The sequence below is a fragment of the Martinezella calliandrae genome, from assembly GCF_030272695.1.
Lineage (GTDB): Bacteria > Pseudomonadota > Alphaproteobacteria > Rhizobiales > Rhizobiaceae > Rhizobium > Rhizobium calliandrae.
Window position 1 is genome coordinate 155,751 of the sequence record NZ_JARFYN010000004.1, and the last position, 26,094, is coordinate 181,844.

At 60.0% G+C, this 26,094-nt stretch carries 24 protein-coding genes, 1 tRNA gene and 2 pseudogenes; 12 read left to right on the forward strand and 15 right to left on the reverse strand.

What is annotated here, in order from left to right:
• Window positions 1-7: 7 nt before the first annotated feature.
• The 6 genes from PY650_RS04745 to PY650_RS04770 form a co-directional block, all read right to left on the reverse strand.
• Window positions 8-1,186: a GGDEF domain-containing protein gene (locus PY650_RS04745; protein ID WP_285877900.1), complete on the reverse strand. Its 1,179-nt coding sequence runs from the start codon at window positions 1,184-1,186 to the stop codon at window positions 8-10.
• A gap of 181 nt (window positions 1,187-1,367) precedes the next feature.
• A complete protein-coding gene (pyrC, locus tag PY650_RS04750; RefSeq protein ID WP_285877901.1) occupies window positions 1,368-2,408 on the reverse strand; it encodes a dihydroorotase in 1,041 nt (346 codons plus the stop codon).
• Between the two features lie 98 nt (window positions 2,409-2,506).
• Window positions 2,507-3,139, reverse strand: coding sequence for a nucleoside triphosphate hydrolase (locus PY650_RS04755; protein ID WP_285877902.1), 633 nt, complete (start codon window positions 3,137-3,139; stop codon window positions 2,507-2,509).
• Window positions 3,136-3,945: an ATP-binding cassette domain-containing protein gene (locus PY650_RS04760; RefSeq protein WP_285877903.1), complete on the reverse strand. Its 810-nt coding sequence runs from the start codon at window positions 3,943-3,945 to the stop codon at window positions 3,136-3,138. The genes PY650_RS04755 and PY650_RS04760 overlap by 4 nt, the downstream gene beginning before the upstream one ends.
• Window positions 3,921-4,985, reverse strand: coding sequence for an ABC transporter permease (locus tag PY650_RS04765; RefSeq protein ID WP_285877904.1), 1,065 nt, complete (start codon window positions 4,983-4,985; stop codon window positions 3,921-3,923). The genes PY650_RS04760 and PY650_RS04765 overlap by 25 nt, the downstream gene beginning before the upstream one ends.
• Before the next feature lie 168 nt (window positions 4,986-5,153).
• Window positions 5,154-6,179 carry a sugar ABC transporter substrate-binding protein gene (locus PY650_RS04770; protein WP_285877905.1) on the reverse strand — a complete coding sequence of 342 codons (1,026 nt, stop codon included), beginning with the start codon at window positions 6,177-6,179 and terminating at the stop codon, window positions 5,154-5,156.
• A gap of 257 nt (window positions 6,180-6,436) precedes the next feature.
• Here PY650_RS04770 and PY650_RS04775 point away from each other — a divergent pair, with 257 nt between their 5' ends.
• Both PY650_RS04775 and PY650_RS04780 read left to right on the forward strand, forming a co-directional pair.
• Entirely contained in the window at window positions 6,437-7,684 is a 1,248-nt protein-coding gene (locus tag PY650_RS04775) for an ROK family transcriptional regulator (RefSeq protein ID WP_285877906.1), read from the forward strand.
• Window positions 7,668-8,102: an RbsD/FucU family protein gene (locus PY650_RS04780; protein ID WP_285877907.1), complete on the forward strand. Its 435-nt coding sequence runs from the start codon at window positions 7,668-7,670 to the stop codon at window positions 8,100-8,102. The genes PY650_RS04775 and PY650_RS04780 overlap by 17 nt, the downstream gene beginning before the upstream one ends.
• Before the next feature lie 83 nt (window positions 8,103-8,185).
• Here the strand turns inward: PY650_RS04780 and PY650_RS04785 are convergent, their stop codons facing one another.
• The 4 genes and pseudogenes from PY650_RS04785 to PY650_RS04800 all read right to left on the reverse strand — a co-directional run.
• Window positions 8,186-9,223, reverse strand: a complete 1,038-nt coding sequence (locus PY650_RS04785) for a 4-hydroxyproline epimerase (protein WP_285877908.1) — start codon at window positions 9,221-9,223, stop codon at window positions 8,186-8,188.
• Between the two features lie 14 nt (window positions 9,224-9,237).
• Window positions 9,238-9,948 (reverse strand): SDR family oxidoreductase, encoded by a 711-nt coding sequence (locus PY650_RS04790; RefSeq protein WP_285877909.1) that lies wholly within the window; start codon window positions 9,946-9,948, stop codon window positions 9,238-9,240.
• A gap of 10 nt (window positions 9,949-9,958) precedes the next feature.
• The gene (locus PY650_RS04795) at window positions 9,959-11,206 is read right to left on the reverse strand and encodes an NAD(P)/FAD-dependent oxidoreductase (protein WP_285877910.1); all 1,248 of its coding nucleotides are present in this window, start codon (window positions 11,204-11,206) and stop codon (window positions 9,959-9,961) included.
• A gap of 129 nt (window positions 11,207-11,335) precedes the next feature.
• A pseudogene (locus PY650_RS04800) lies at window positions 11,336-11,557 on the reverse strand (esterase); the annotation flags it as partial.
• Window positions 11,558-12,194: 637 nt separating this feature from the next.
• Here PY650_RS04800 and PY650_RS04805 point away from each other — a divergent pair.
• Window positions 12,195-12,794 (forward strand): annotated as a pseudogene (locus PY650_RS04805) (LysR family transcriptional regulator); the annotation flags it as partial.
• Between the two features lie 80 nt (window positions 12,795-12,874).
• On the opposite strand, the gene PY650_RS04810 reads toward PY650_RS04805, so the two are convergent.
• Together PY650_RS04810 and PY650_RS04815 are read right to left on the reverse strand one after the other, a co-directional pair.
• Window positions 12,875-13,759, reverse strand: a complete 885-nt coding sequence (locus PY650_RS04810) for an aldo/keto reductase (protein WP_285877911.1) — start codon at window positions 13,757-13,759, stop codon at window positions 12,875-12,877.
• 28 nt (window positions 13,760-13,787) lie between these two features.
• On the reverse strand, window positions 13,788-14,636 hold the full coding sequence (locus PY650_RS04815) for an oxidoreductase (RefSeq protein WP_285877912.1): 849 nt from the start codon (window positions 14,634-14,636) through the stop codon (window positions 13,788-13,790).
• 131 nt (window positions 14,637-14,767) lie between these two features.
• On the opposite strand from PY650_RS04815, the gene PY650_RS04820 reads away from it, so the two are divergent.
• Window positions 14,768-15,697, forward strand: coding sequence for a LysR family transcriptional regulator (locus tag PY650_RS04820; protein ID WP_285877913.1), 930 nt, complete (start codon window positions 14,768-14,770; stop codon window positions 15,695-15,697).
• Window positions 15,698-15,699: 2 nt separating this feature from the next.
• Here the strand turns inward: PY650_RS04820 and PY650_RS04825 are convergent, their stop codons facing one another.
• Together PY650_RS04825 and PY650_RS04830 are read right to left on the reverse strand one after the other, a co-directional pair.
• A complete protein-coding gene (locus tag PY650_RS04825) occupies window positions 15,700-16,353 on the reverse strand; it encodes a TetR family transcriptional regulator (protein WP_285877914.1) in 654 nt (217 codons plus the stop codon).
• Window positions 16,354-16,367: 14 nt separating this feature from the next.
• A complete protein-coding gene (locus tag PY650_RS04830; protein WP_285877915.1) occupies window positions 16,368-17,066 on the reverse strand; it encodes a class I SAM-dependent methyltransferase in 699 nt (232 codons plus the stop codon).
• A 216-nt stretch (window positions 17,067-17,282) separates the two neighbouring features.
• Here PY650_RS04830 and PY650_RS04835 point away from each other — a divergent pair, with 216 nt between their 5' ends.
• The 8 genes from PY650_RS04835 to PY650_RS04875 all read left to right on the forward strand — a co-directional run bounded on the left by PY650_RS04835 (window position 17,283) and on the right by PY650_RS04875 (window position 25,758).
• Window positions 17,283-17,933, forward strand: a complete 651-nt coding sequence (locus PY650_RS04835; protein WP_349644475.1) for an SDR family NAD(P)-dependent oxidoreductase — start codon at window positions 17,283-17,285, stop codon at window positions 17,931-17,933.
• Between the two features lie 380 nt (window positions 17,934-18,313).
• A complete protein-coding gene (locus PY650_RS04840) occupies window positions 18,314-18,763 on the forward strand; it encodes a MarR family winged helix-turn-helix transcriptional regulator (protein ID WP_285877951.1) in 450 nt (149 codons plus the stop codon).
• Complete coding sequence (locus tag PY650_RS04845; protein ID WP_285877916.1) at window positions 18,760-20,316, forward strand: MDR family MFS transporter; 1,557 nt, start codon at window positions 18,760-18,762, stop codon at window positions 20,314-20,316. The genes PY650_RS04840 and PY650_RS04845 overlap by 4 nt, the downstream gene beginning before the upstream one ends.
• Before the next feature lie 202 nt (window positions 20,317-20,518).
• On the forward strand, window positions 20,519-21,193 hold the full coding sequence (locus PY650_RS04850) for a hypothetical protein (RefSeq protein WP_285877917.1): 675 nt from the start codon (window positions 20,519-20,521) through the stop codon (window positions 21,191-21,193).
• Window positions 21,194-21,338: 145 nt separating this feature from the next.
• Window positions 21,339-22,070, forward strand: a complete 732-nt coding sequence (locus PY650_RS04855) for an SDR family NAD(P)-dependent oxidoreductase (RefSeq protein ID WP_285877918.1) — start codon at window positions 21,339-21,341, stop codon at window positions 22,068-22,070.
• Window positions 22,071-22,586: 516 nt separating this feature from the next.
• The gene (locus tag PY650_RS04860; RefSeq protein WP_285877919.1) at window positions 22,587-23,321 is read left to right on the forward strand and encodes a hypothetical protein; all 735 of its coding nucleotides are present in this window, start codon (window positions 22,587-22,589) and stop codon (window positions 23,319-23,321) included.
• A gap of 591 nt (window positions 23,322-23,912) precedes the next feature.
• The gene (locus PY650_RS04870; RefSeq protein ID WP_285877920.1) at window positions 23,913-24,725 is read left to right on the forward strand and encodes a class I SAM-dependent methyltransferase; all 813 of its coding nucleotides are present in this window, start codon (window positions 23,913-23,915) and stop codon (window positions 24,723-24,725) included.
• 130 nt (window positions 24,726-24,855) lie between these two features.
• Window positions 24,856-25,758 (forward strand): GNAT family N-acetyltransferase, encoded by a 903-nt coding sequence (locus tag PY650_RS04875; protein WP_285877921.1) that lies wholly within the window; start codon window positions 24,856-24,858, stop codon window positions 25,756-25,758.
• Between the two features lie 202 nt (window positions 25,759-25,960).
• On the opposite strand, the gene PY650_RS04880 is transcribed toward PY650_RS04875, so the two are convergent.
• Window positions 25,961-26,037 (reverse strand) — tRNA-Arg (locus tag PY650_RS04880).
• Window positions 26,038-26,094 lie beyond the last annotated feature (57 nt).

The window sequence follows — 26,094 nt, forward strand, 5'->3', positions numbered from 1 at the left end:
CTAATCATCAGGATGCCGTGCGGGAAACGTCTGGCGGGACGGCGTGCAGATGGACCGCGATTTCGACCCGGTTGCGACCATTGCGCTTGGCGGCATAAAGCGCCTTGTCGGCAGCACTAAGGACGCCGTCGAAACAGATACCCTCTGCGGCGCCGAGCGCGATGCCGGCGCTGACCGTGCAGGCGAAAGACTTACCCTCTACAGCGACCTCGCGGTTCGCAAAAGCGGTCCTCACCCGCTCGGCGATCTGCTCTGCCCGGCCCGGCAGGGCGTTATCGAGCACAAGCGCGAATTCCTCGCCGCCAAGGCGAGCCACCGTATCGGAGGCCCTCAAGCCGCTCGACAACTCCTGGGCAAAAAGCTTCAGCACGCGGTCACCGGTGGCATGGCCATGCTCGTCATTAACGGACTTGAAGCGGTCAATGTCGAAGACGACCACCGCCATCGACGGACCGAAGGAGCGTTGGCCATAAAGATCGAACAGAGCGCGGCGATTGAGCAAGCCGGTCAGCGGATCCGTAATCGCCTCAAGGCGGTGATGCGCCGCCTGACGCCAGTGATGCAACGCAAGCGACAAGGCACCGATACCTGTCATGCCGGCAATGCAGACGGCAAGGCTGACATCCTCGGCCCAATTGTCCGGCGCACGGCCGAGCACGAGCTTACCATCCCAAATCAGGACGCCCGCGCACAGCACAAAAGAAATGGCGGTCAAAGTGTAGAGCGCGGCAATCCCATAGAGCGGCGTTGGCGCCTCCTCGCGGCTCAGCCAGTATTCGCGCGCCGTCAGCATGAGCAGCACCGCGACGACCGAATTGTCGCCGATGAAAGCAAGGCCATCATAACCGGCAAGCATGGCCGGCACGGAGAAGGCAATGCCGATCAAACTTCCCAGAACGACACGGGTCCTCGAAAACCGATGCATGCGGAACTGGTATCCCGCCGCCCAGATGGTCGAAAAACCGATGAAAAGCAGCACGAACGTTGGGATGGCGAATATCAACCGTGGCTTATCGACATAGGCGCCATAGCTGAAAATTCCCGCAACGATAGGCGCAAGGCCCGCCGAACCGGTCAGCAGGAACGTCTCCGGCCGGCGGGAAAACCAACTGCCGATCAGCGTCACCGCAAGACAAGATGCAGAAACGCCCAAGGCCAGCAGAAGAGAATTATAGTCAAGCTCCATGCTCTTCCTTCGACGGTTTCATTTCGCACCGCTGGGGATCAGCATCAGGCTATCCTTCAAGGGGTATCAAATTGGTTACAGGGTCCGATAAAGATCATGTATTTCAATGAAATATGCCCCGACATTACTCCCAGAATTTTCAAATAAAAGTACTATTTATAGGAGTACGAATTTACTGCGCTCAGCTCTCGACATCCCAATGCAATGGGAACATCGGGTCGAATACGGTAACGGGGCCTGCCGCCGTTTCGATCTTGTCGGGAAAGGCAACCGATTCAGCACGGCGAAGCAGTGTAATCCGGTCCTCATTCGCAGGCAGCGCATACCAGATCGGGCCGTTCAGCGAGGTGAAGGCCTCGAGTTTGTCGAGGGCGCCTTCCTGTTCGAAGACGTGCGCCAGGCAGCTCATGGTGTTAATCGATGTGTAGATGCCGGCGCAGCCGCAGGCGCATTCCTTCAGCGGATCGACGTGCGGCGCGGAATCGGTGCCAAGGAAAAACCTGGCATCGCCGCTTGTGGCGGCTGCGCGTAGCGCCAGGCGATGGCTTTCGCGCTTGGCGACCGGTAGGCAGTAATAATGAGGCCGGATGCCGCCGACGAGGATGGCATTGCGGTTGATGATCAGATGATGCGTGGTGATCGAGCCGGCGAGATTGGCCTTTGCCGACTTGATGTAGTCGATGCCGTCCGATGTCGTTACATGTTCCATCGTAACTTTCAGTTCCGGCAGGCGTCGACGTAGTGGATCGAGCACGGTTTCGATGAACACGGCCTCGCGGTCGAAAATATCCACATCCGGCGTCGTTACCTCGCCATGTACGCAGAGCGGCAGGCCGATCTTGGCCATTCGCTCCAGCACCGGCATCGCCTTCTCCATGTGCCGCACGCCGCCGTGGGAATTGGTCGTCGCACCGGCGGGATAGAGTTTGACGGCAGTGATGAGGCCGCTTCTCTTGCCCTCCTCGACATCATCGGGATCGGTATGTTCGGTGAGATAAAGCGTCATCAACGGCTGGAAACGGTCGCCTGCGGGCAATGCCTTCAGGATACGTTCGCGATAAGCGACTGCATCCGCTGTCGTGACAACCGGCGGCACCAGGTTCGGCATGATGATGGCGCGGGCGAAATGTCTGGAGGTATCGCCAATCACGCCTTCCAGCATGGCGCCGTCGCGCAGATGCAGATGCCAATCGTCAGGGCGGCGGATGGTGAGCTTTTGCATGGCAGCGACCTCTGGACTCGTCTTGTATCGTCGAGCCTCGATAGCACCATCCCATGCCGCAAAACAATCGAAGATGCGGCGGAAATGACCGCTGGATGTCAGTCCTGGACGATATCAATGGTGGTATCGGCCCTGCGGCGGTTTTCAAGGACGCGGCGACCATTGGGCAAATCGTTACCGTACACCTTGGCGCTCGCCGCTTCCTCGGTGAGATTATAGCCTCGCCAACGCTGCCACAGCCGCTCCTCCAGCACCTCAATCGGCGGCGCCAGCATGATCGTATAGTCGAAAATGCCCTCGAGTTCCGCCCACTTGCCTTCGCTGAACAGCAGGTAGAGCCCCTCGACGACAATGAAGCGATGATCGGCCGACACAATCCGGGCCGACGCGATGGCGATTTCGCGTGAACGATCGAAGACGGGCACCAGCACCTCTTGATCGGCCGCACGCACCGCCTTGACGATATCGATAAACGCCCGAACGTCGAAACTTTCCGGCACGCCCTTGCGTGCCAGTAGTCCCTTTTCGATCAGCACGGCATTATCCATGTGGAAGCCGTCCATTGGCAGAACCTCGACGCTCTCGCCCTTGGCATGCAGTACCTTGGCCAAATTGTCGGCCAAGGTCGATTTTCCAGCGCCGGGCGGACCGGCGATCGCGACCAGGAATCGTTTGGCATTGCCGGCACGCGCAATAATGTCATCGGCAAGTGCCTCAGTCGCAGATGTCATGCAGCGACAGTCTCCGCCGGCGGTGCTTTGGCGCCGGTCATGAAGGCAACGGCATCGGACATGGAATATTCCTTGGGGTTGATCACGGTCAGACGACGCCCGAGGCGATGGATATGAATACGGTCCGCCACCTCGAAGACATGCGGCATATTGTGCGAAATCAACACGATCGGCAAGCCACGTGCGCGCACGTCAAGGATGAGTTCCAGTACCTTGCGGCTTTCCTTGACGCCAAGGGCTGCCGTCGGCTCGTCCATGATAACCACCTTCGACCCGAAGGCGGCGGCACGCGCTACCGCCACGCCCTGGCGCTGGCCGCCAGAGAGCGTTTCCACGGCTTGGTTGATATTCTGAATCGTCATCAGGCCGAGTTCGGTAAGCTTGTCGCGGGCGCGCTTTTCCATCGCCGGCCGGTCCAGCATGCGGAACCAGGAGCCAAGGATGCCGGGTTTCCGGATCTCGCGTCCGAGGAACATATTGTCCGCGATCGAGAGCGCCGGCGACAGCGCCAGGTTTTGATAGACCGTCTCGATGCCGGCCTCGCGCGCTTCCATCGGCGACCGGAAGTGGACGGGTTTTCCCTCCAGCCTGATCTCGCCTTCATCCGGCGTGGTCGCGCCGGAAATCGCCTTGATTAGCGAGGATTTTCCGGCGCCGTTGTCACCGATGACGGCAAGGATTTCGCCGGGGTAGAGGTCGAAATCGGCATTGTCGAGGGCAGTCACGCGTCCGTAACGCTTGACGAGGCCGCGAGCCGTGAGAAGGGGTTCGCCAGTCGTGGTCATGCCGACACCTTTCTGATCCATTGATCGATCGCGACGGCGCCGATGATCAGCACGCCCGTCAAAAGAACCTTCCACTGCGGATCGGCTCCGAGCATGTTGAGGCCCATGGACACCACGCCGACGATCATCGCGCCGAACAGCGTACCGAGGATCGAGCCACGGCCACCGAAGAGCGAGATGCCGCCGATCACAGTCGCAGTAATCGCCTGAAGATTGAAATCAGTTACAGCCGAGGATGGCGAAATCGAGCCGTTGCGGCCGATCGAGACCCAAGCGGCAAACGCCGCGATCAGTCCCGAAACACCATAGACGGCGAGCAGAACCTTCTTGGTCTGGATACCAGACAATTTTGCCGCTTCCGGATCGTCGCCGACCGCATAGACATGCCGGCCCCAGGCCGTGTGATTGAGAACATACCACAGACCGACCACGAGCAGCACCATGGCGATGACGCCGAGGGTCAGCACCGCGCCGCCAAGCCGGAAGCTGATGGCGAAGAAATGTAGGAGCGGTGCCTGTTCGTCCACATCGGTATCGCGGATGGTTTCGTTGGCGGAATAGATGAAATTCGTCGCCATGACGATGTTCCAAGTGCCGAGCGTCACGATGAACGGCGGCAGCTTCATGTTGGCGACAAGGAAACCGTTAAGCAGCCCGCAGACACCGCCCGTGGCCATGCCGGCAACAATGGCAATCGGCGTCGGCATGCCGTAGGTGATGGCGCAATTGCCCATGACGACGGCGGAAATGACCATGATCACACCGATCGAAAGATCGATGCCGGCAGTCAGGATGACCAGCGTCTGTGCCGCGCCGAGAATGCCGACGATGGCAATCTGCTGCAGGACGAGCGTCAGCGTATAGGCGGAAAAGAAGCGCCCGCCAATGGCGATGCCGAAGATGATGATTGCCATCACCAATACGATCAAGGGCACAGCCGCCGGCGTCGAATGCAAGAAATGCTGTGTGCGTTTGAGAAGAGTGACATCCTGATGTTCGAACGAGGCAACGTTCTTGTCGCTGCCGTCGAGAACACGCTCGAATTCCTGTGCTCCGGTCATTGTTTTCCTCCGTAACCGCGCCGAACTTCGCGGAAACCGCGGGGGTTGAAACCGACCGGGCTCAAACCCGGCCGGCATTGGTGGGGCGACGGCATGATCCCCCGAAGAGCCGCATCAGTGGATGTGAAACGGTCTTCGGACAGGATCACGCCAAACCCAGGACAGGGCTTAGCCCCAGCACTTTGCGGTGCCTTCCTTGGTGTCGATGGATTTCAGGCCGGCAACCGGCTTATCCGTCACAAGCGAAACGCCGGTGTCGAAGAAGGATTTGCCTTCGGTCGGCTTCGGCTTTTCGCCGGTATCGGCGAACTTCTTGATCGCTTCGACGCCGAGAGCGGCCATCATCAGCGGATATTGCTGCGAGGTTGCGCCGATGACACCGTCCTTCACCGATTTAACGCCGGGGCATCCGCCGTCAACCGAGACGATCAGGACCTGCTTTTCCAGACCGACGGCCTTCAGCGCCTGATAGGCACCGATAGCGGCCGGCTCGTTGATCGTATGGATAACATTGATGCTGGAGTCCTTCTGCAAAAGGTTTTCCATGGCCTTGCGGCCGCCTTCCTCGTTGCCGTTGGTCACATCATGACCGACAATACGCGGATCGGTCTCGTCGCCGATCTTGTTCGGATCCTTGGGATCGATACCGAAGCCGATCATGAAGCCCTGGTCACGCAGGACATCGACGGTCGGCTGCGACGGCGTCAGGTCGAGGAAGCCGATCTTGGCGTTCTTCGCCTTGTCGCCCAGCGTCTTGTTGGCCCACTCACCGATCAGCTTGCCGGCAAGTAGATTGTCCGTCGCGAAGGTCGCGTCGGCGGCAGTAGCTGGGTCCAAAGGCGTGTCGAGTGCGATGACCAGGAGGCCCGCGTCACGCGCCTTCTTGATCGTCGGAACGATGCCCTTGGTATCGGAGGCGGCGATCAGAATGCCCTTGGCGCCCTCGGCGATGCAGCTTTCAACGGCGGCGACCTGGCTTTCGCTGTCACCATCGATCTTGCCTGCATAGGCCTTCAGCGTCACGCCGAGTTCCTTGGCCTTGGCGGTAGCACCTTCCTTCATCTTGACGAAGAAAGGGTTCGTGTCCGTCTTGGTAATCAGGCATGCGGAAACGTCAGCAGCCTTGGCCGGAGCGGCAAAGACGACGCCGATCGCCAGGGCGGCGAGTGCTGCGGAAACAACAGATTTCTTCATTCAATCCTCCCAAAATTTGAATAGGCCGGAACTCCCGGCTGCCCCGGACCCCCACTGAGTCCGGATTTTAGACGTGCCATGTCTGCTTGGATTTTTTTGCCGATTGGGCCGCCTCCAAGGCCATATGCACGTCCTCCAACGCCTCCATCTGAGCCTAAAGATTTCGTCCTGTCAATAAATAAATCTGATTGAATTATTAATTGGATGTGGCATTTTGCTGGGAAATAGGGCATGGCCATGATGGAAGGAGCGGGCCAATGTCTCCCCTGCAAGACCCGGCGGATACGCCAACATCACCCTTGATTCTCGACCCCAGCGGCGGCGCGAATCAGGTTCGCGTGCGCGCTCATAACGAACGGCTGGTGCTGTCGCTCGTACGTCGTCATGGCGCCCTGTCGAAGGCGGAAATCGCCCGGCGCAGCGGCCTGTCGGCGCAGACAGTTTCCGTCATAATGCGGGCACTGGAGAAGGATGGACTGCTGTCGCGCGGCGCGCCGGTGCGCGGGCGTGTGGGGCAGCCTTCCATTCCTATGCGACTAAATCCGGATGCGGTGCTCTCCTTCGGTGTCAAGATCGGCCGGCGAAGCGCCGATCTTGTGCTGATGGATTTCGTTGGGCGCATACGGATGCAGTTGCACCAGATTTACCCCTACCCGCTACCGCAGGACATCATGTCCTTCGTCACACTAGGCATTCAGGAGCTTGAAACACGCCTCACCAGTGACGAGCGCCGCAGGCTTGCCGGCATCGGCATCGCCGCTCCATTCGAACTCTGGAACTGGGCAGAGGAAGTCGGCGCGCCTGAGGGGGCCATGGAGGCCTGGCGTGGCTTTGACCTGCAGGCGGAAGTCGCTGCGCGCGTGCCCTATCTCGTCTATCTGCAGAACGACGCCACCAGCGCCTGTGGAGCTGAACTCGTCTTCGGGGTCGGCCCGCGCTACCCGGATTTCGTCTATCTTTTCATCGGGTCCTTCCTCGGCGGCGGCATCGTTCTTAACTCCTCGATCTTCGTCGGGCGGACCGGAACGGCAGGCGCGCTCGGCCCCTTGCCCGTGCGCGGGCGCAACGGCGAAACCCGGCAGTTGCTCGACATTGCTTCGATCTACGTCCTGGAAAATTACTTGCGGGAAGCCGGCTTCGATCCTCGACCACTCTGGTATTCCGCTGACAATTGGATCGATTTCGGTGCACCCCTCGAAACATGGATTCAGGATACGGCCAAGGCGCTGGCGCAGGCGATCGTTGCCGCCGCCTCCATCATCGATTTCAGCGCCGCCATCATCGACGGCGGCTTTCCCGACTGGGTGCGCCAACGGGTCGTGCGCGCCACCATCAAAGCGGCCTCGGACCTCGACCTTCAGGGTGTCGTCATGCCCGAGATTATCGAAGGCGCGGTAGGACCGCAGGCGCGTGCCATCGGCGGCGCCAGCCTTCCGATCTTCGCGCGTTACCTGATCGACCAGAACATACTCTTTAAGGAGATAGACCATGCTGAAGGGCATTGACCCGCTGTTGAGCCCCGACTTGCTGGCGACGCTGCGCGCGATGGGCCACGGCGATGAAATCGCCCTCGTCGACGGCAATTATCCGGGTCTGGAACATGCCCGTCGCCTGATCCGCCTCGATGGTCACGGCGTCGTCCGGGTTCTCGATGCCGTGCTCAGCGTGTTGCCGATTGACGATTTCGTACCCCAGGCGATTTTCCGCGCGACGGTCAAGCAGGACCGCGATGCTCTTGATCCGGTGCACGCGGAAATGATCGACAGTTGTGCCCGGCATGTTCCCGACATCAAGGTCGTGCCGCTACTACCGGCGGAATTCTACGAACGGGTGAAGCAGGCTCATGCACTGGTGCAGACCGGCGAGCCGCGGCTTTATGGGAATATCATTCTGCGCAAGGGCGTGATCTATCCGAAAGCATAATGAGGGCGCTCGCTGCAAAGCCCCTCATCTGGCTTCCTGCGCTTGTCGAAGGGCGGCCACAACTCTCCAAATGACACCGGGTCTCAGATATCGCCTGCCTGCGGCCCCCAGACGTCTGTCATGGCAAAGCCATTCGCCATCGGATCGAAGGGATCGAGTGCCACCTGGCTCAGACCGAAGGTGAAGCCGCGGCCGGTGATGGTGGGGATGATGGCGGGTTTGCCGGCAACTTCTGTCACCGCCTGCAGGCCAACCTCGAATTCCGAGCCGATGATCGAGCGGGACTTGAAGACATCGCCTACCTTGACCTTGCCGCGGGCGTGAAGCGTCGCCAGATTGGCAGAGTTGCCGGTGCCGCAAGGCGAGCGGTCGGCGCGGCCGGGCCACATAGTCGTGCAGGTGCGGATGGCGCCATCGGCATCGATATCGCGGAACATCACATAGGCGACGCCCGAGATTGCCGGAATCTCCGGATGAACCACGGACATCGTCCGATTTATCGCATCCTTGAGAACCATGCCAGCCTGAACGAGGGCTGCGGCATTGGCCTTTTCGATCGTCAAACCGATCCGGCCGACATCGACGAGCGCGTAGAAGATGCCGCCATAGCAGAGATCGAGCTTGATCCGGCCCCATTGCGGCGTGTCGAGCTCGACATCCAGCTCATGCACGAAGGACGGAACCATGGTGAGCCGGACCTTCTCGCAGCGGCCGTCGCGGCACGTCGCGGTCGCCCGCACCAGACCGGCGGCCGTATCGAGCGTGACGACCGTTTCCGGCTCCTTCATCTCTACGATGCCGGATTCGAGCAGCGCCGTCGTTACACAAATCGAATTGGAGCCGGAGCTCGCGTGCGCCTGATCCGGCTGCAGGATGATGAAGCCGGCATCGGCTTCGGGATGCTTTGCGGGCAGCAGCAGATTGACAGAGCCAATCGGCGCGCCCCGCGGCTCGAGGACGAGGAAGCGACGCAGCTCCTGGCCCTTCGGATCGGTGTTCAGCCAATGCAGCTGCTCGGCGATGCTATTGCCCGGGATCTTCGGCACGCCGCCGATGGCAACCTTGCCGATTTCGCCTTCGCAATGAACGTCCAACAGCTGGATCGTGCGCTTCCATCTCATGTCGATAACTCCAATCAAACGTGACGGGTGATGCCGCCGTCGACGCGAATGTTCTGGCCTGTGATATAGCCCGCCCCATCGGAGAGTAGGAATGCCGCGGTCTTGGCGATCTCGCTCATCAGGCCGATGCGCTTCATCGGCACTTTATCGGCGGTTTCCGGCTTGTGGTTCAAGCTGTCGATATAGCCAGGCAGGATGCAGTTCATTCGGATATTGTCCGCAGCATAACGATCCGAATAGAGCTTGGTGAAGGCGCCGGCGGCTGCGCGGTAGGTGCAGGAGACCGGGAAGACCAGCGACGGCTCGTAGGCGGCAAAAGTGGTGATGTTGACCAAGGCGCCCTTGCCCTGCTTCAGCATGACCGGCGTCACCAGCCTGGCCATGCGCACAAGCGACAGGATCATCATGTCGGAACCGAGCGTCCAGTTTTCGTCGGTGATATCAAGCAGATCACCCTTCGGCGGGTGGCCGGTATGGTTGACCACGGCATCGATGCGACCGTAGGTCTTCATCGCAAGGTCGAAGATCGCCTCGATATCCTCCGCCTTTTCGGCGACACCTCGAGACGCGACGCCACCAAGTTCGGAGGCCAGTGTCTCGCAGCTTTCCGAAGGTGACATCAGCGCCAGACGATAGCCGCCGGCCGAGAGTTCGCGAGCGATCGCTTCGCCCATGCCGCGGCCGCCGCCGGTAATCAATGCAACACGCTTTTCGATCTCCGACATCTGTTTCCTCCTAATAGCGATTGATGCGGAATGGGCTCATGTCGACATCCGGCGTAACTCCGGTCATCATATCGGCCATCAGTCTTGCTGTCGTCGCTGAAAAAGTCAGCCCCAGATGGCCGTGGCCGGTGGCGTACCAGACGCCGGGAATGCGTGAGGACGGCGAGATGATCGGGATCGTGTCGGGCAGCGCTGGGCGATGTCCCATCCAGTCCTTGGCGTCTTCTACCTGCAGACCCGGCAGCGCCCGCTGGGCGTGACGGACGAGGATGCGCGGGCGACGGAAATCCGGGGGCGCATCGAGGCCCGCCAATTCGACATTGCCGCCGACGCGGATGCCGCCGGCCGTTGGGGTTACCATGAAGGCACGATGAGGCCAGATGATCGAATAGCGCAGGGCAATGCCGGGCCTCATGATCTGCGTGTGATAGCCGCGCTCGGTCTCGAGCGGGATCGGCTCGCCAAGTAGAGAGGCGATGAAGCGCGTGCAGACACCGGCGGCGAGCACGACATCATGGGCCTCCAGCCGCGTTCCGTCTTCGAAAAGCAAGGCCATGTTGCCATTGGCCTGACGTTCTACGGTCCGGACCGGGCCGGAGGCGAAGGTGGCTCCGAGAGCCTTTGCCCCGTCCACCAGCTTGAGGACAAGCTGATAGGGATTACGGATCGACTTATTGTCCGGCAGCAGCACCGCCTTGGCAATTTTCGGCGACAGAGCCGGCTCGTAATCGCGGATCTCGGTGCCGGAGAGAATCTTATGCTCGAAACCGTAGCGCCGCATCAGCTCGATATGGCTGCGATCGCCGGCAAACTCCGACTCGGTCTCGTAGATGGCCAAACAGCCCTCTTGCGTCATCAAATCCGGCGCGCCGATGGCGTCGAGCATCCTCCTGAAATCGCCGAGTGCGTGGCGAGACAGGCTCATGCCCGCATCTTCGATCTCCCTCACGCGAGAGGGCCGGCCGGCGGCGGCGAAGCGTAGGAACCAAGGCAGCATCTTCGGGGCATAGGAAGGCCTGAGCCAAACGGGGCCCTCGGGATCCAGCAGCCAGCCGGGAATTCTGCGCCAAGTGGACGGTCCTGAATTGGCGACGAAATCGAGTGCGATGCTCGCCATGTTGCCGAAAGAAGCACCCTCCCCCGGCTCGCCTTTGTCCACGAGCGTCACTTGCCGTCCGCGCCGCTGCAATTCAAGGGCGATCGCCGTGCCAATAATACCGGCGCCGACAACGATGACCGTCCGCTTACTTTCGTTCATCCCAAATCCACCTGCAGATGTCGCAGGGCCACGGACCAAGCCAAGCAGCCGGTCCGGCGTCCCGACCCTGTGATATATCAGATCGATTTGACTGGCTACGATCTTTTTTGCGGGCTCTCCCGCGACGATCTATTGATCGACCGCAGCCCCGACGTCGCTGCCAGTCGTCTGGACGCTATCGCTGACGGAACCGGCGGTATTGCCGGCGGATGCGCCGAGACGACGGATCTGCTCGAAATAGTTCCGGCGCGTACGCGGATCGAAAATCGCGATCGGCGTACTGACCGCGACACTAGCCGCGCTGCCGACCGTCTGCGCCGCCCCGATGGCGACGGCGCCGACCGCTTCGTCAATAGATCCCATACATGAGGTTGCTGCTCCCCTTGGCGGATGAGAGCATTCGCCTTGGTTTGTAAGCATGGAAGGTCATGGGGCAAGCCGCGCTCGCCGTCTTCGCAACGTGATGTAGTGCAAATTCATCACAGCGTGGCAAAGGCGCAATGGTGGGTTGGAAGAAAATGGCTCGGCACAATTGAGAGAAACAGGGGAAATAAAAAGAGCCCGATGCGGGAGGAGGATGCATCGGGCTCTTGATCCGGATTGGCAACTGGGAGGAGGAGGAGTGTTGCCAATCTATGAAGGAGCGCTGGGAGGAGGAGATGCGCTGCCTTCGAGGGGGTAGATATAACTGCCGGGCAGGCATTAACAGACCGGCTTTCGCAATGCAGCAATGCAAAGAACGCAACGCTTCTATTGCCTTGGATCGAAAATGCCGCATATCACTCGCAGTTCGAGCAATTCAGCGCCTAATTTACAGCCGCAAAATACGAAGGCATTAAATTCACATAGTTGTGATCCGTCATTTCGCGGCATGACCGCGGCCGCGATGCTTTGATGATCAGAGACGTCGAGCCGGATGACCAACACGTTGTCGAGCGCGGTCAGCTCGGTCAACACGGAATTTCGTGTTGCCGCCGGCAAACTCGGAATGTCGGCCTTAGCGGTTAGCAATGCGATAGCGACGCTGGAGGCGCGGATGCGAGTGAAGCTTTTCAATCGCGCCACACGCTGCGCCTCGCTGACCGAGGCTGGCGAGGAGTTTCTGAGCCGGGTGGGGTCGGAGCTCAGGGAAATTTCGTATGCGATGGAAGCCGTCAATCTATTCCGCGCCACGCCGAGCGGAACGCTGCGCATCAACACCTCGGAGGGCGCGGCGCGTGGACGCCGATGGCCTTCGTCTTGGAATCTCACCGGCGCTATCGCGACGTTCATGTCGACATCGTCACCGAGGACAAGATGGTCGATATCGTCGCCGATGGTTTCGATGCGGGCATCCGTATTGTCGAAACCGTGCGACAGGCTCGACGTTCAAAGGTCGATAACGCTGCAGAGCGCCGAGCTGATGTTGCATGCCGTGCTCTGCGGCGCGGACGTCGATTACATGACCGAACGTACCGCAGCACCTGGTCTCGCCGAGGGCAGGCTCGTCAACCTGCTGGAAGACTGGACGCCGCCGTTTGCGGGAATATGCGTGTATTGTCCGAGACATCGCCATGTGCCGGCAGGGCTGATGGCGTTTGTTGGCGTCGTCCGGGAGAACCAAAGCATAAAAGTCGGCCGCTTTATCAGCGACCGCGCCTTCAGTCATTTGCCTATTCAAGGCAGCCATCAAGCAGCAGCCGCAAACGCCTTTTTGCCTTCGGCATCGAGCGCGGAAAACTCTTCATCGGATAGCGTGATGTTGACCGCCGCAGTGTTCTCCTCGAGATGCTTGACCTTGCCGGTGCCGGGGATCGGCAGCATGACGGGGCTGCGCTTCAGGACCCAGGCGAGTGCGATCTGGCTCGGAGCAGCGCCATGCTTCTTGGCGATAGTGTCAAGCGGCGAGCCTTCCTTGGCGAGATCGCCGGCGGCGAGCGGGAACCAGGGAATGAAGCCGATATTGTGCTTTGCGCAGTAATCGAGCACGTCTTCGCTGGTGCGGTCGACGAGGTTGTAGCGGTTCTGCACCGTCGCCACCTTGAAACGCTTCGATGCGGCTTCAATGTCGGCCACCGACACTTCGCTGAGGCCCGCATGGCGAATGATCTTGGCATCGAGCAGCGACTTGACGGCATCAAACTGTTCGGCTGCCGGCACCTTCGGGTCGATACGGTGAAGCTGCCAGAGATCAATCTGTTCGACACCGAGATTGCGCAGACTCTTATGCGCCTGCTGGATCAGATATTCCGGGCGGCCGACCGGAACCCAGACGTTGGGACCAGTACGGGTCAGACCTGCCTTGGTGGCGATGACCATTTTGTCGTCGTAGGGGTGCAGTGCTTCCTTGATCAGACGTTCGGAAACGTCGGGACCGTAGGAATCGGCAGTATCGATAAAGTCGATGCCTAGGCCTGGGAGGCGCTTGAGGGTGCGGACGGCTTCGTCATGGTCCTCCGGCTCGCCCCATATGCCGAAACCGGTGATGCGCATGGCGCCGAAGCCGAGGCGATTGACGGTGAGATCTCCGCCGATCTTGAATTGACCGGACTTGGCTGCGTTGAAATCTGACATGGTTTTCGTCCCTATAGTCTGGTTGACATTAATCAAAATCCGTAGAAGCCGAGACTTGTTCCCAGGCGTCGAACTCGCTTTTCAGCAGGCCGAGCTTTTCGCGAACGAGACTGATGGCGTCGCGGCCTAACAGGAGATGGGTCGGCGGGTTGTCGGATGCAATGAGTTTCAGCATAACTTGCGCCGCCTTCTTCGGGTCGCCAGGCTGTTTGCCGCTGCGCTCGAGACGGCGCTGACGCAGAGGCTCGAAGACCTCGTCGTAATCTGGGATCGAGCGCTCGGCGCGCACCATAGAGCGACCGGCCCAATCGGTGCGGAAGCCGCCCGGTTCGGCGGCGGTCACATGGATACCGAAGCTTTTGACCTCTTTCCCTAGGCTTTCGGAAATCCCTTCCAGCGCGAACTTGCTGCCATGATAGAAGGAAATGCCGGGAAGTGTGATGATGCCTCCCATCGATGTGATGTTGAGGATGTGGCCGGCCCGGCGCTCGCGCATATAAGGCAGTACCGCCTGGATGACGGCAACGGGGCCGAAGACGTTGACTTCGAACTGGCGGCGCAACTCGTCGATCGTCGATTCCTCGACCAAACCTTCATGCCCATAGCCGGCATTATTGACGAGAACGTCGATCGGGGCGATCTCGTTTTCGACCGCGGCGATAACGGGAGCGATGGCTGCGGTATCGGTGACGTCGAATAGCTTGCCAAAGGCGGAGCCTGGTTTCAGCGCTTCGAACTCGGCGCGGTCAGCTTCCTTGCGCAGCGTGCCGACAACCTTATGGCCGTCGGCAAGGGCGGCCTCGGCAAGCGCCCGCCCGAAGCCGGAGGAAACTCCGGTGATGAAAAAGGTCTTGGTATCGGTTTTTGTGCCGGGCATGGCGATGTCTTCCTGTTGAGTAATATGAGGATAGGCCAAGTCGACATTTTCGATAATCTCATCAATCGAAGATGGCCTTTTTAGAAAAACTGATTAATTTCGAGCGAAAAGTGAACCGTTCGGAGAGCTGCATGCGGCAGGACGTGTTGGACGGGCTGGTGACCTTCGTCATCGTCGCGGAGGAAAAGAGCTTTTCAGCGGCGGCCGTGCGTCTCGGCGTGTCGCCATCGGCAGTCAGCCAGTCGATCAGCAAGCTGGAAGGCCGGATGCGGCTTGCACTCTTCAACCGCACCACCCGCAGCGTCAGCCTGACCGAGGCGGGCCTGCGCTATCTCGAACGCGTCGTGCCTGCGGTGCACGATCTGACGGTCGCCGCCCAGGAACTTGGCGAGTCGGTCGATAGGCCGGCCGGACTGCTGCGCATCAACGTAGCGCGCGCCGGCTTTATGATCGCACTTCAACCGATCCTGCGCGATTTCCTCGACGCCTATCCGGAAATCGAGCTGGAGGTGCGCATCGAAGGCTTGTTGGTTGATATCGTCGGCCAAGGGTTCGATGCCGGAATCCGCTTTGGCGATCTGGTGCAGCGCGATATGGTGGCGGTGAAGATCGGGCCGGCGATATCGGCCCATATCATTGCCGCACCCAGCTATCTCGGCCGATACGGAATTCCGAAACATCCGCGCGATCTGCTTAACCACAATTGCGTCGGCTTCCGCCATTCCTCCAGTGGCCAGGTCGAGCGCTGGGAATTCGAAAACGGCGACGAGAAGATCGAGCTTGCCGTCAACGGCCGGCTGATCCTCAACGATTCCGCGGCGCTGACGCAGGCAGCACTCGACGGCATCGGCATCGCCTATATGATCAACGGCTATATCGACCGATTTCTCGACGACGGGCGGCTGGTACGCATCCTCTCCGATTGGAGTCCGGCGCTCGCAGGCTTGACGCTATATTACCCCGACCGCCGCCGCGTGCCGGCGAAGCTTAGGGCATTAATCGACTTCCTGCGCCACCGGCGGCATTTCGAACCGCCGCAGACGGCAGGTGCCCTGACTTGAAATCAGCGATTGGCTTTGCGTTGCCGCAACAAACTGCCGAGATCGGCGAGCGCAGTCCAGAGCTGTTCGAGCACGTGACGGGCGAAATCCTGTAGTGACAGCTCCCGCGGCCCTTCGTTCCAGCGCTCGCCACCGATGCGTAGCGTGCTGACGACGATCGTCGATAGCATGCGCAGGCGGAACCGCTCTTCTTCATTGCCACCGGAGCGGGCGAAAAGCGCATCCGTCAGCTTTCGTTCCAGCTTGGCGTATTTCAACTGATCGCGAGCGCAAAGCGCCGGCGTATTGCGGATCAAAGTTGCTAATGCGAGGCGCTGCGGATCCGAAGTGGCGGCAAGCAGCGCCGAGGTTAGCGCGCCCTCAATGACCTCGACGATCGATGCGTCCTTGGGCTGCGCGGCGATGGCATCGGCCAGATCGTCGGAGAAGCTGTCCTGCCAGGCGAAGACCACCTCTTCCTTGCTCGGGAAATAATCGAAGAAGCTGCGCTTGGAGACATCGGCGGCCTCGGTGATGTCCTCGATCGTCGTGCCGTCGAAGCCGCGTTCGAGGAACAGCGTTAGGGCCACCGCCTCGATGCGCTCGCGTGTCTGGCGGCGCTTGCGTTCGCGCCGGCCTTCCTTCACTTCGCCGTCGATCTCTTTCACATCCGCCATGAACTACCCCCAAGCTATGCACCCGCTTCCGGCCGCCCCAGGTCGACCGCGCCGGTTTCTACAGCATGGGCCGCAATTCCAGCGTCCTTTTCCCTGCTAGGATATTTGGAGCGATCGATCGAGGTCTCCAATGGTTTGCTGCGCGAAATCCGATAGACGCCAGCCGGCGGAATGTTGCGTACCGTGCCGCCGACGCGCGCCGCTTTCAGGCCGAGACGATCGAGGATCGGCCGCGGCACCGGACAGCGCGGCCCGTAAGTGAACTGATAGAAGGCCGCACCGGACCTCATCGTCGCAAACGCCCCCTCGACGATCGCGGCGATCTTATCCGGAGACATAGAGAGCAACGGCAAGCCGCTGACGACGGCGCCGAAGGGTGCATCGGCAAAGAGGCAGCATTGTGCGAGCTCCGCCGCATCCATTTGCACCACGCGCGCCTCGGGAAAGCGGCCTCGCAGCCGGACGGCAAATTCCTCGCCAAATTCGATCAACGTCAAGTCGTTCTCCGGGATGCCGCGGGCGAGCAGTGCCCGTGTGAAGACGCCGGTACCGGGGCCGAGCTCAAGAATCGGGCCATCGAGCGGTTCAATCTCCTGCGTCATCAACCGGGCCAATCGTTCACCGGACGGCGCGATCGCCGCGACACGCATCGGATCGCTCACCCAGGAGCGGAAGAACCGAACGAAATCGGCGCATGTCGTCTTTGTCGTCATCCCAGGAATCCAATCTGCAGCAAAGATTTCGAATATGGACGCGATTGAGGTCCGAGCAGCGTGGCAATTCGAAGGCACGGCGGGCAATTGCACGGCCAATATTGCTGATATGCAAACCATAATCGCGAACCTTTCCTTATCTATGTATTTTTGCATTAAGTGCAATAATATACTTTATACAGAAATGTACAAAATTCGTTCCCCCCGGAGATCCTCATGCCGCATGGGACCGTAAAAGACATTCCCTCGCAAGTTCGCCGCATCGCCCTCGTCACCGGTGCCACCAGCGGCATCGGCTATGAAACCGCCAAAGCACTGGCAGGTGCCGGCACCAAAATGATCATAGCCTCGCGCAACGAACGCAACGGCGCCGTAGTGCTGGCCGAAATCCGCGCGCCGACATCGCCTTCGAGCCGCGCGATCTCGCCAACCTCGAGTCCGTCGCCCGCGCCGCCAAGAGCATCAGCTTTCCGTGCCGCAGATCGACCTGCTCATCAACTATGCCGGCATCATGGCCATTCCGGACAGGCACGAAACGGAAGACGGCTTCGAGATGCAGATGGGGGCCATTTCGGGCATTTCGCCTTGAACATGCAACAGTTGCCGAGAGTCCTCGCCGCCGCGAACCCGCGTGTGGTTACTGTCAGCAGCCTGGCGCATCGCAACGGCAAGATCAATTTCGACGATCTGCAATGGAAGAAAGGCTACAGTTCCTGGCGCGCCTATTGCCAATCGAAGCTGGCGACGTTGATGTTTAGCCTCGAATTCGACCGGATCGCCCGCGTTGAAGACTGGAGCCTGATGAGCACGGCCGCTCATCCTCGATTCGCCGTTACCGGCTTGCAAAGCACTGGCCCGCGGCCGTAACAGACCGGGTCTTCTTGAAGTGTTCGGCAAATTGATTGAACCGGTCCTGTCGCAATCCGCCGCGGCAGGTGCATTGCCGACATTTTCGCCGCGACGTCGCCGAGCGCAGAGGGCGGCGTCATGTATGGTCCTGATGGCATTTATGAATTGAAGGGGCCGCCCGTCCTCCAAGATCGTGCCGCATGCACAGGGCACGGCGATCTGGCGGCGTCTTTGGCAGGTATCGGAGCAACTGACCGGGTTGAGAATGCCAGCACCTGTCACGGCCTAGCTGCATCCCTTTCCCGCATGAGCCGAATCCTTCCAAGGCTTCGATCGCTTGCGCGACACGGAATCGTGGGATATGTAGATAGATAGGAAGCCTATCTATCTTGTTGATCATGCGCGAAACCGGACGTCTCCAGGACCTAGAAGAGGCTGTGGCGCTTGCCGAAGCGTTGCGTCCTGCCCTGCATCGCCTCTATCGCCAGCTGCGACGCGAGGTCGAAGATCCAGGCATTTCGCCGCTGCACGCTCTTCTCCTCGTCGCCATCCTGCGGCAGCCGGGCATTGGCGTCGCAGAGCTGGCGCGGCTGGAGAAACTGCGCGGGCCAACGATATCGGGACACATCAAGGCGATGGAGCGCGAAGGCCTCGTCACCCGCGCCCCTCCCGATCCGAAAGACCGGCGGCGTAGCAGTCTGATCGTCACGGACAAGGGACGAGCTTTGATTAAAGACATGAAACAGCGGCGGACCGACTGGCTCGCCTTCGAACTCGCCAAATTATCGCCTGAGGCGCGCGCCGCGATCCGCGCCGCTGTCGGCCCGCTCGGGGATATCGGACAATGAACGCGCAAATTCAGCAAGCCGCTCCGAAACCGGCGCAAACCGAAGGCGACGCACCGGATCGCCGGGAAATCCGCGCGGTTATTCTCGGCCTGATGATCGTTCTCGGTCTCGGCGCCATCGACCAGAGCATCGTCGCGACCGCCCTGCCGCGCATCGTCAGCGATCTCGGCGGCGTCACGCATCTGTCCTGGGTGGTCAGTGCCTATGTGTTGGCCTCTACCAGCACCATGCCGCTTTATGGCAAGCTGAGCGACCAATACGGCCGCAAGCCCTTGATCTATGTGGCGATCCTCATCTTCCTCCTCGGCTCGGTGCTGAGCGGCATGGCGCAGACGCTACTGCAGCTCATCATCTTCCGCGCCGTTCAGGGACTTGGCGCCGGCGGGCTGATGCCCCTGGCGCAGATCATCATCGGCGACCTCGTGCCGCCGGCCAAGCGCGGCCGCAACCAGGGCTCGATCGTCGCCGTCTTCGCCGTCTGCAGCATCCTCGGACCGATCGTTGGCGGCATCATCACCGACCTCCTCTCCTGGCATTGGATCTTCTATGTCAACCTGCCGATCGGCGCAGTGGCGCTCGTGATGATCGGCCGCGCCCTGAAGCGGCCGCATGAGGCACGCAGCCGCCGCATCGACTATCTCGGCGCAGTGTTGCTAACCGCGTGCACGACTGGCTTGCTGCTGGCGCTCGCACTCGGCGGCAATGAATGGGCATGGAACTCGCCGCAGATTATCGGTCTTGCGACCGGTGCCCTGGTCCTCGGCATTCTCTTTGTCCTTCATATCCGCCACGAGCCGGAGCCGGTGTTGCCGCTCGACCTTTTCAGCAACAGACTGTTCGTCATCGCCTGCGTCGTGCTGGCCCTGACCTTTATGGGCATGCTTGGGGCGACCCTGTTCTTCCCGCTGTTCTTCCAGATGGTGATGGGCGCCAGCCCCTCGCATTCCGGCCTCTTGACCGGGCCGCTGATGATCGGCGTGGTCATCTCCTCGATCGTCAACGGTCGCGTGCTGCTGCAACGCTCCGGTCGCTACAAGCCCGCCCAGCTTTTCGGCCTCAGCCTCGCCACCGTGGCTTTCGCGGTGCTCGCCTGGGCAGCCGCCACCAGCCAGGGTTTTGGTGCAATCGAACCCTCGATCTTCGCGCTTGGCCTTGGACTTGGCCTAGTAATGCCGAACATGACGATCGCGGTGCAGAACGCGCTGCCTTACTCTCATCGCGGCGTCGGCACGGCAACGCTTGCCTTCTTCCGCTCGCTCGGCGGTCTCATCGGCGTCACCGGCTCCGGTGCGATCCTGGCGCATCGCGTACGGCAGGCAACGGGGCCGTCCGGGAGCCTCGATATGTCATCGCTGACCGAAAGCGGTCTCAGGCAGCTCTCCACAGCATCGCCGGAAACCCATGCCACTGCAATAGCGCTCTACCGCCACGCCATCGCCATGGCCTTCGCCACCGGAACGGTCATCGTGGCGGTGGCTTTGGTCGTGCTGTTGTTCTTGCCGGAATTGCCGCTAAGGACGCATCATGGCGATGGCGCCCAGCCGCCACGCTAAAGCGCGCCGCGATTTCTGGTATTTACTCCTTGCGCTTTAGCTCGTTGATGTTTGCGCATGTCGTTATCGCAAAACCACTGAACATTTTTGCGCGAAATGGCTTAGGATCACCACACAAGCCCCAGGTAAGTCCTTCATCCTACGATCGACGGCATGATGTGAACGCCGCCCGCTCACCAGCCACATTGAGAAGGAACGACCGATGGTCTCCGCACTGACGACGACCCGATTGCTCGCATCGCAAATGGCGCTTCAGTTGCTGCAGACGCCTGATACTTCGCAGGGTTCCAGCAGCGACCCGCTGTTGGAAAACAGCAGTGGCAGCGATCTCTCCAACCTGCCGTCACAATCACAGGCATCGCTCACGAGCATGCTCAACGGTCTGTCGGCAAATCAAACCGATAGCACGGCAGCGCAAGCCGATCCGGATATGACCAGCAGCTCATTCATGGATCTTCTGAAACAGAACCTGCAGGACGCGGTCAAAAACGAAGGTGCGGGAGGCCAGGCACAGGCGATGCTCGATGCCCTCGACACCGGCACGCTTTCAGTTTCCGACCCAACGAAAGGTGTTTCGATCAAGGCATGGGACGTCAATGCAGCCAGCGAGCAGGGCACGACCAGCAAGGCCGCCGACTCCATCCCCACCAGGGATTGGAACGACTTCCTGAAAGCCCATCTCGAACGCGGTTCCGATGGAACCTTCGTCAAGAACCCGGACGGCAGCTTCATCGACAAGACCACCGGTAGCGAAGCTTATTTCGGCCAGGTCGGATCGCAGTACTACTACATCACCTGGCCGTCAGCGTCAGCCACCTCAGATACAAATGCATCGAGCTCAGATGCACCCGCGTCAGCCGATGAGGCGAACGCCTGATCGTGGCAGGTGACATCTAGGCGACCGAGAAATCCTAACTTCGACGACCTCTCGCGGTTCATTTTTCGGCGACCTCCTTGCCCTACCTCCTTAGGCCGTGCCTCACTGATCGCCACCAAACGGCTTGCGCACAGGGAGGCATCGCATGGGCAGGTTGGACGGCAAGGTCGCGTTGATTTCCGGCGCGGCGCGCGGAATGGGCGCGGAAGAGGCCCGCCTCTTCGCAGCTGAAGGCGCCAAGGTCGTCTTGGCCGACGTGATCCATGACCAGGGCCGCAAGCTCGCTCAAGAGATCGGCGGCTTCTACGTGCCGCTCAACGTGGCGAGCGAGGCGGATTGGAGCGACGCCATCGGCGCCATCGAAAGGAATTTCGGGACCTTGCAGATCCTGGTGAACAACGCAGCTATCCTGCGGCGCGCACCGATCGAGGAATGTTCGCTCGACATGTTCGAAGAGGTGATCGCGGTCAATCAGGCCGGCGCGTTCCTCGGCGTGAAAGCCGCCGTCAGACTGATGAAGAACACCGGCGGCAGCATCGTCAACATATCGTCCACGGCCGGTATCCGCGGCCCGGCCAACAATGTCGCCTACGTTGCCTCGAAATTTGCCGTGCGCGGCATGACCAAGGTCGCCGCCAACGAATTCGCCAGATACGGCATCCGTGTCAATTCCGTGCATCCCGGCCTGATCGAATCGCCGATGATCGACCCGTTTCTCGACCAAACGGCTATCGACGCCTTTGCAGCGCGCCAACTGATCAATCGGCTCGGCACTGCGCGCGAAGTCGCGGAAATGGTCCTCTTCCTCGCCTCCGCCTACTCCACCGGCGTGGAGTTCATCTGCGACGGTGGCGTGACGACCGGGAACAGGAAGTAGCGATCGATAGCGCTCCAAACGTATCATCGTGCTGTTGTGCGTCAGCGACGGTGCCGCCGGATGGCGACGGCGTCGGGAAGGAGCGGCAGATCCCCTCGCCGCTCTGGCGAAATCGTCCCCGCATCCTTCCAGGGACCGCATCGCGGCGCCGGCACAACCCTCCATCCGATCGGCGAACGGGCTACCCAATCGTTGGATGTCTTCCCCCTTTTGGACGAGATGACAAAAGCCTGAGCGGGGATCACATTTTCGTGGAATTCCGTGACACCTCTGTCAATCCAAAGGAATCCAATCATGCCTACAGCAATCGCGACGAAAACGGTTCGCCAGAATAAACGTAGCATCGAGGTGGGACCGAACGCTTTCAGAAATGACTTCAATAAAAGGTCATTTCAATTCAGCCATAACTTGGTCGGACATCGACTGTTCTCGCTTCCACGCCTCGCTGAACTTGCGAAATCGTTGCTTGCGGACACGAGCACGAGAAGTGTGCGCTGGCAGGCGGGTGGAGCACCGGTGGACGCCGGTTGGGCCGTGCCGTTGCACGACAAGGTGGAAAGCGTCAACGAAGCGATCTCGAATCTGGCTGAATCAGGATCGTGGGTGCTGCTCTACAGCGTCCAACGCGACCCTGAATATCGCGCTTTGCTCGATCAGCTCATGACCGAAATCCTGGCCGATACCGGCTGCTCGCGCGACGAAGTCACTTGGGAAGATGCCTACATATTCCTGGCCTCGCCCGAAGCCGTAACGCCCTATCACATCGACCATGAAGCGACATTTCTGTTCCAGATCCACGGCAACCGCACCGCCAACATATGGGACGCAAACGATCGTTCTGTCTTGCCCGACCAGGAAATCGAGAAATACTACGTCGGCGATCTCAACGCGGCTAAATATACGATCGAAAAACAAAGCAAGGCGACGGTCTACGCGCTGACCCAAGGGACCGGCGTCCACCATCCGTCGAAAGCGCCGCATGCGTTCAAGAACGGCGATATCTATTCGATCGCACTTGGCATTCATTTCTGTGTGCGCGATTGCGACCGGCAGGCGTCCGTCTATCAGATGAACTATCTCCTAAGGCGCTGCGGCCTGAAGCCGACATCGCCTGGCAGGTCCCAATGGCGCGACAATTTAAAGACCTCGATCATCGGAATGTTTGCCGACAAGAAACCTAAGACCAAGCACGATATGCTCCGCTCCGGCTTTAAAAGACTCACCACGCCTTTACGCTTTGTTTTGAAGTAAAGGCAGGAGCGGTCTGGGTGTAAAAAGCGGCACAACACAACCGAAACGTGTAATTTCATCGATAGGTGGCATCGATGAAAGCGGCGGATTGCTTTTGCTAATATATTGGTTCAATCTTCGTCACTGACGACGCACCAAGCGTCGTCGCACCCAGCGGAGGAATGACCATGAGGATTGTTGCAATATTCGCTGCTACGGCGGTTGTCGCTCTCATCGGCACCAGCGCCATGGCCCAAACGACTCCATCGACTACCACAACCACGCCGATGGCCACCACGAAAACGCCCACAACCGCGGCCAAGCCAAAGATGGCAACAACTGCGCAAACGGACATTTCGAAGGCCTGTTCGGCGCAGGCCGACGCAAAGGGGCTTCATGGCAAGGAACGCTCCAAATTCCGCGCCCAGTGCAAAAAGAGCGGAGGCAAGATGTAAGCAGGTCGAGCCCGGCCCTGCCGTTGTTTTGGCGGCATACATCTAAAATATATTACGCATCGTTGTCGCCGGCAACCTATGAGCGCCTGCCTCAGCAGGCGCGACAGCTATACGATGAGCGGTATCTACACTCTCCAGCGGCCCAGCGAGGTGCCCAATGAACACGGATTCGGCTCGTTTCGTCGGTGATATTCCGCAGCACTATGACACCGGCATGGGGCCGATCATCTTTGCCGACTATGCGGCAGACACGGCACGGCGCGCTGCTGCGTTCAGGCCCGGGCGGGTTCTTGAGATTGCCGCCGGCACCGGAATCGTCACGCGCCGTCTGCGCGATGCTTTACCCTCTGGAGTGTCCCTGACAGCCACCGACTTCAACGCACCGATGCTGGAGATTGCCCGCAAGAAATTCGGTTCCGCCGATCAGATCGACTTCCAAACCGCCGACGCCACGCAACTGCCTTTTGCCGCCGACAGTTTCGATGCGATCGTGTGCCAATTCGGCCTGATGTTCTTTCCCGATAAGGACAAAGCCCATCGCGAAGCGCATCGCGTCCTTTCCCCCGGCGGTGCCTATCTGCTCAGCGTCTGGGATCGGATGGACTACAATCCGTATTCCCTCATCGCCCACGAGGTCGTCGGACGTCTTTTCCCCGCCGATCCGCCACAGTTCTACACCGTGCCATTTTCTTGTGCCCCAATTGACCCGATCAAGGAATCTCTCATCGATGCCGGCTTCTCCGACATCACGATTTCAGTCCTGAGATTGGAAAAGGAAATCTACGACACCGCAGCCTTTGCCCGCGGCCTCGTCTACGGCAATCCAGCTGCGGAACAGATCCGCTCGCGACAGGGCGCGCAACCCCAACAGGTCTTTGAGGCGATCTTGCAGGAGATTCGGCGGGCATTCGGCGACAAGCCGGCACGCATGCCTCTTCAGGCAATTATTTTCTCGGCGCGGAAATTGTGATTTGGGCCGTGGAGCCTGGCGGCTGCGCCGAAAGTGGTAGCGGCGTTGCCCGAGTCCGCGGTCACTGGAACTGGCATGCTTGGCGTTACGGCTCGCATTTTCTCCCGTAAACCATTGTCGGAGTTATCCAATGTCACTTGTCTACAGACGTGCTCGGGCGGACGATTTGGCCTCGACCGATACTTTGGTGGTTGCCACCATCAATGATCTTACCGTTCGGCACGGATTCGGCCCGATGGCGGCGGCAAGCCCTCCCAACTTTCAGCTGTTTTCGCTCAACGACGACCCTGATGGCCTATGGATCGCTGAGGACGATGGGGACATTCTCGGCTTTGCTTGGAGCTGGGTTTGCGGGGATATCTGGTTCCTCGCCCAGTTGTTCGTCGATCCCGCCCGACAGGGCCAGGGTATCGGGAATGAGCTATTGGAACGAGCCATGGAGCACGCCCGGAAATCAGGAGCGGCTCACAGGGCACTTATTACCTTCACCTTCAACCGCGTCTCGCAGGGCCTTTACATGCGGCATGGCCTCTTTCCCAAGACGCCGATTTACCTTTTCAGTGCGACGCGCGAACGGGTGTTGCAGGAGCTGCCAGCGCCGCGACTACAGACCATCGCGATCGACGACAGCGCCGCAACCACGCAAGAGCTTGTCGAAATCGACTCCCAAGCCATAGGCGCTTCGCGTAAGAAGCATCACCGCTACTTGCTCGAAGACCAGGCGACCACTGCGGTACTGCTCTGCGCCGGCAGCGACTGTGTCGGCTACGGCTATGTCAGCTCCAGCGGACACATCGGCCCGCTGGCGGTCAAGCGGCCTGACCTTCTTCGCGATGCCTTCGCGACGGCGTTGAAGCTGGCGGCAGATCGGTCGGCCGGGAAGGTATCGGCGTTCCTGCCAGGCACTTGCGACCGCGCTTTGAGCCTTGCCGTCCAGCAGGGCATGCGGATCACCTTTCCGATGCTGTTGATGGCAACGCCCGGCTACGGCGACTGGGCTCAGTATCTGCCGCGAAATCCAGGTTTTATGTAATCGGTCGTCTGCCGGTGACGAGACGAGATCCGAAGGCGGGATCTCGCTTCCCAGCCTTTGGCTCCCGTTCGGATGACGAAGGAGGTCACGGCGAAAGACCAGGAAGCCGGCATCACAGGATCGAAGGCCGTTCTCGCAGATGCCGCCTTACGGGGCTCCGTCAAAAACCCGCCTGCAACTGTCTCTGTTTTTTTGGAAAGAATGGCGCACCCGAAGAGATTCGAACTCCTGACCCCCAGATTCGTAGTCTGGTGCTCTATCCAGCTGAGCTACGGGTGCGTGGCCGAAACGGAAGAAACCGTTGGCGTGGGCGGTTCTCTAAAGCGTCCCTCCGGG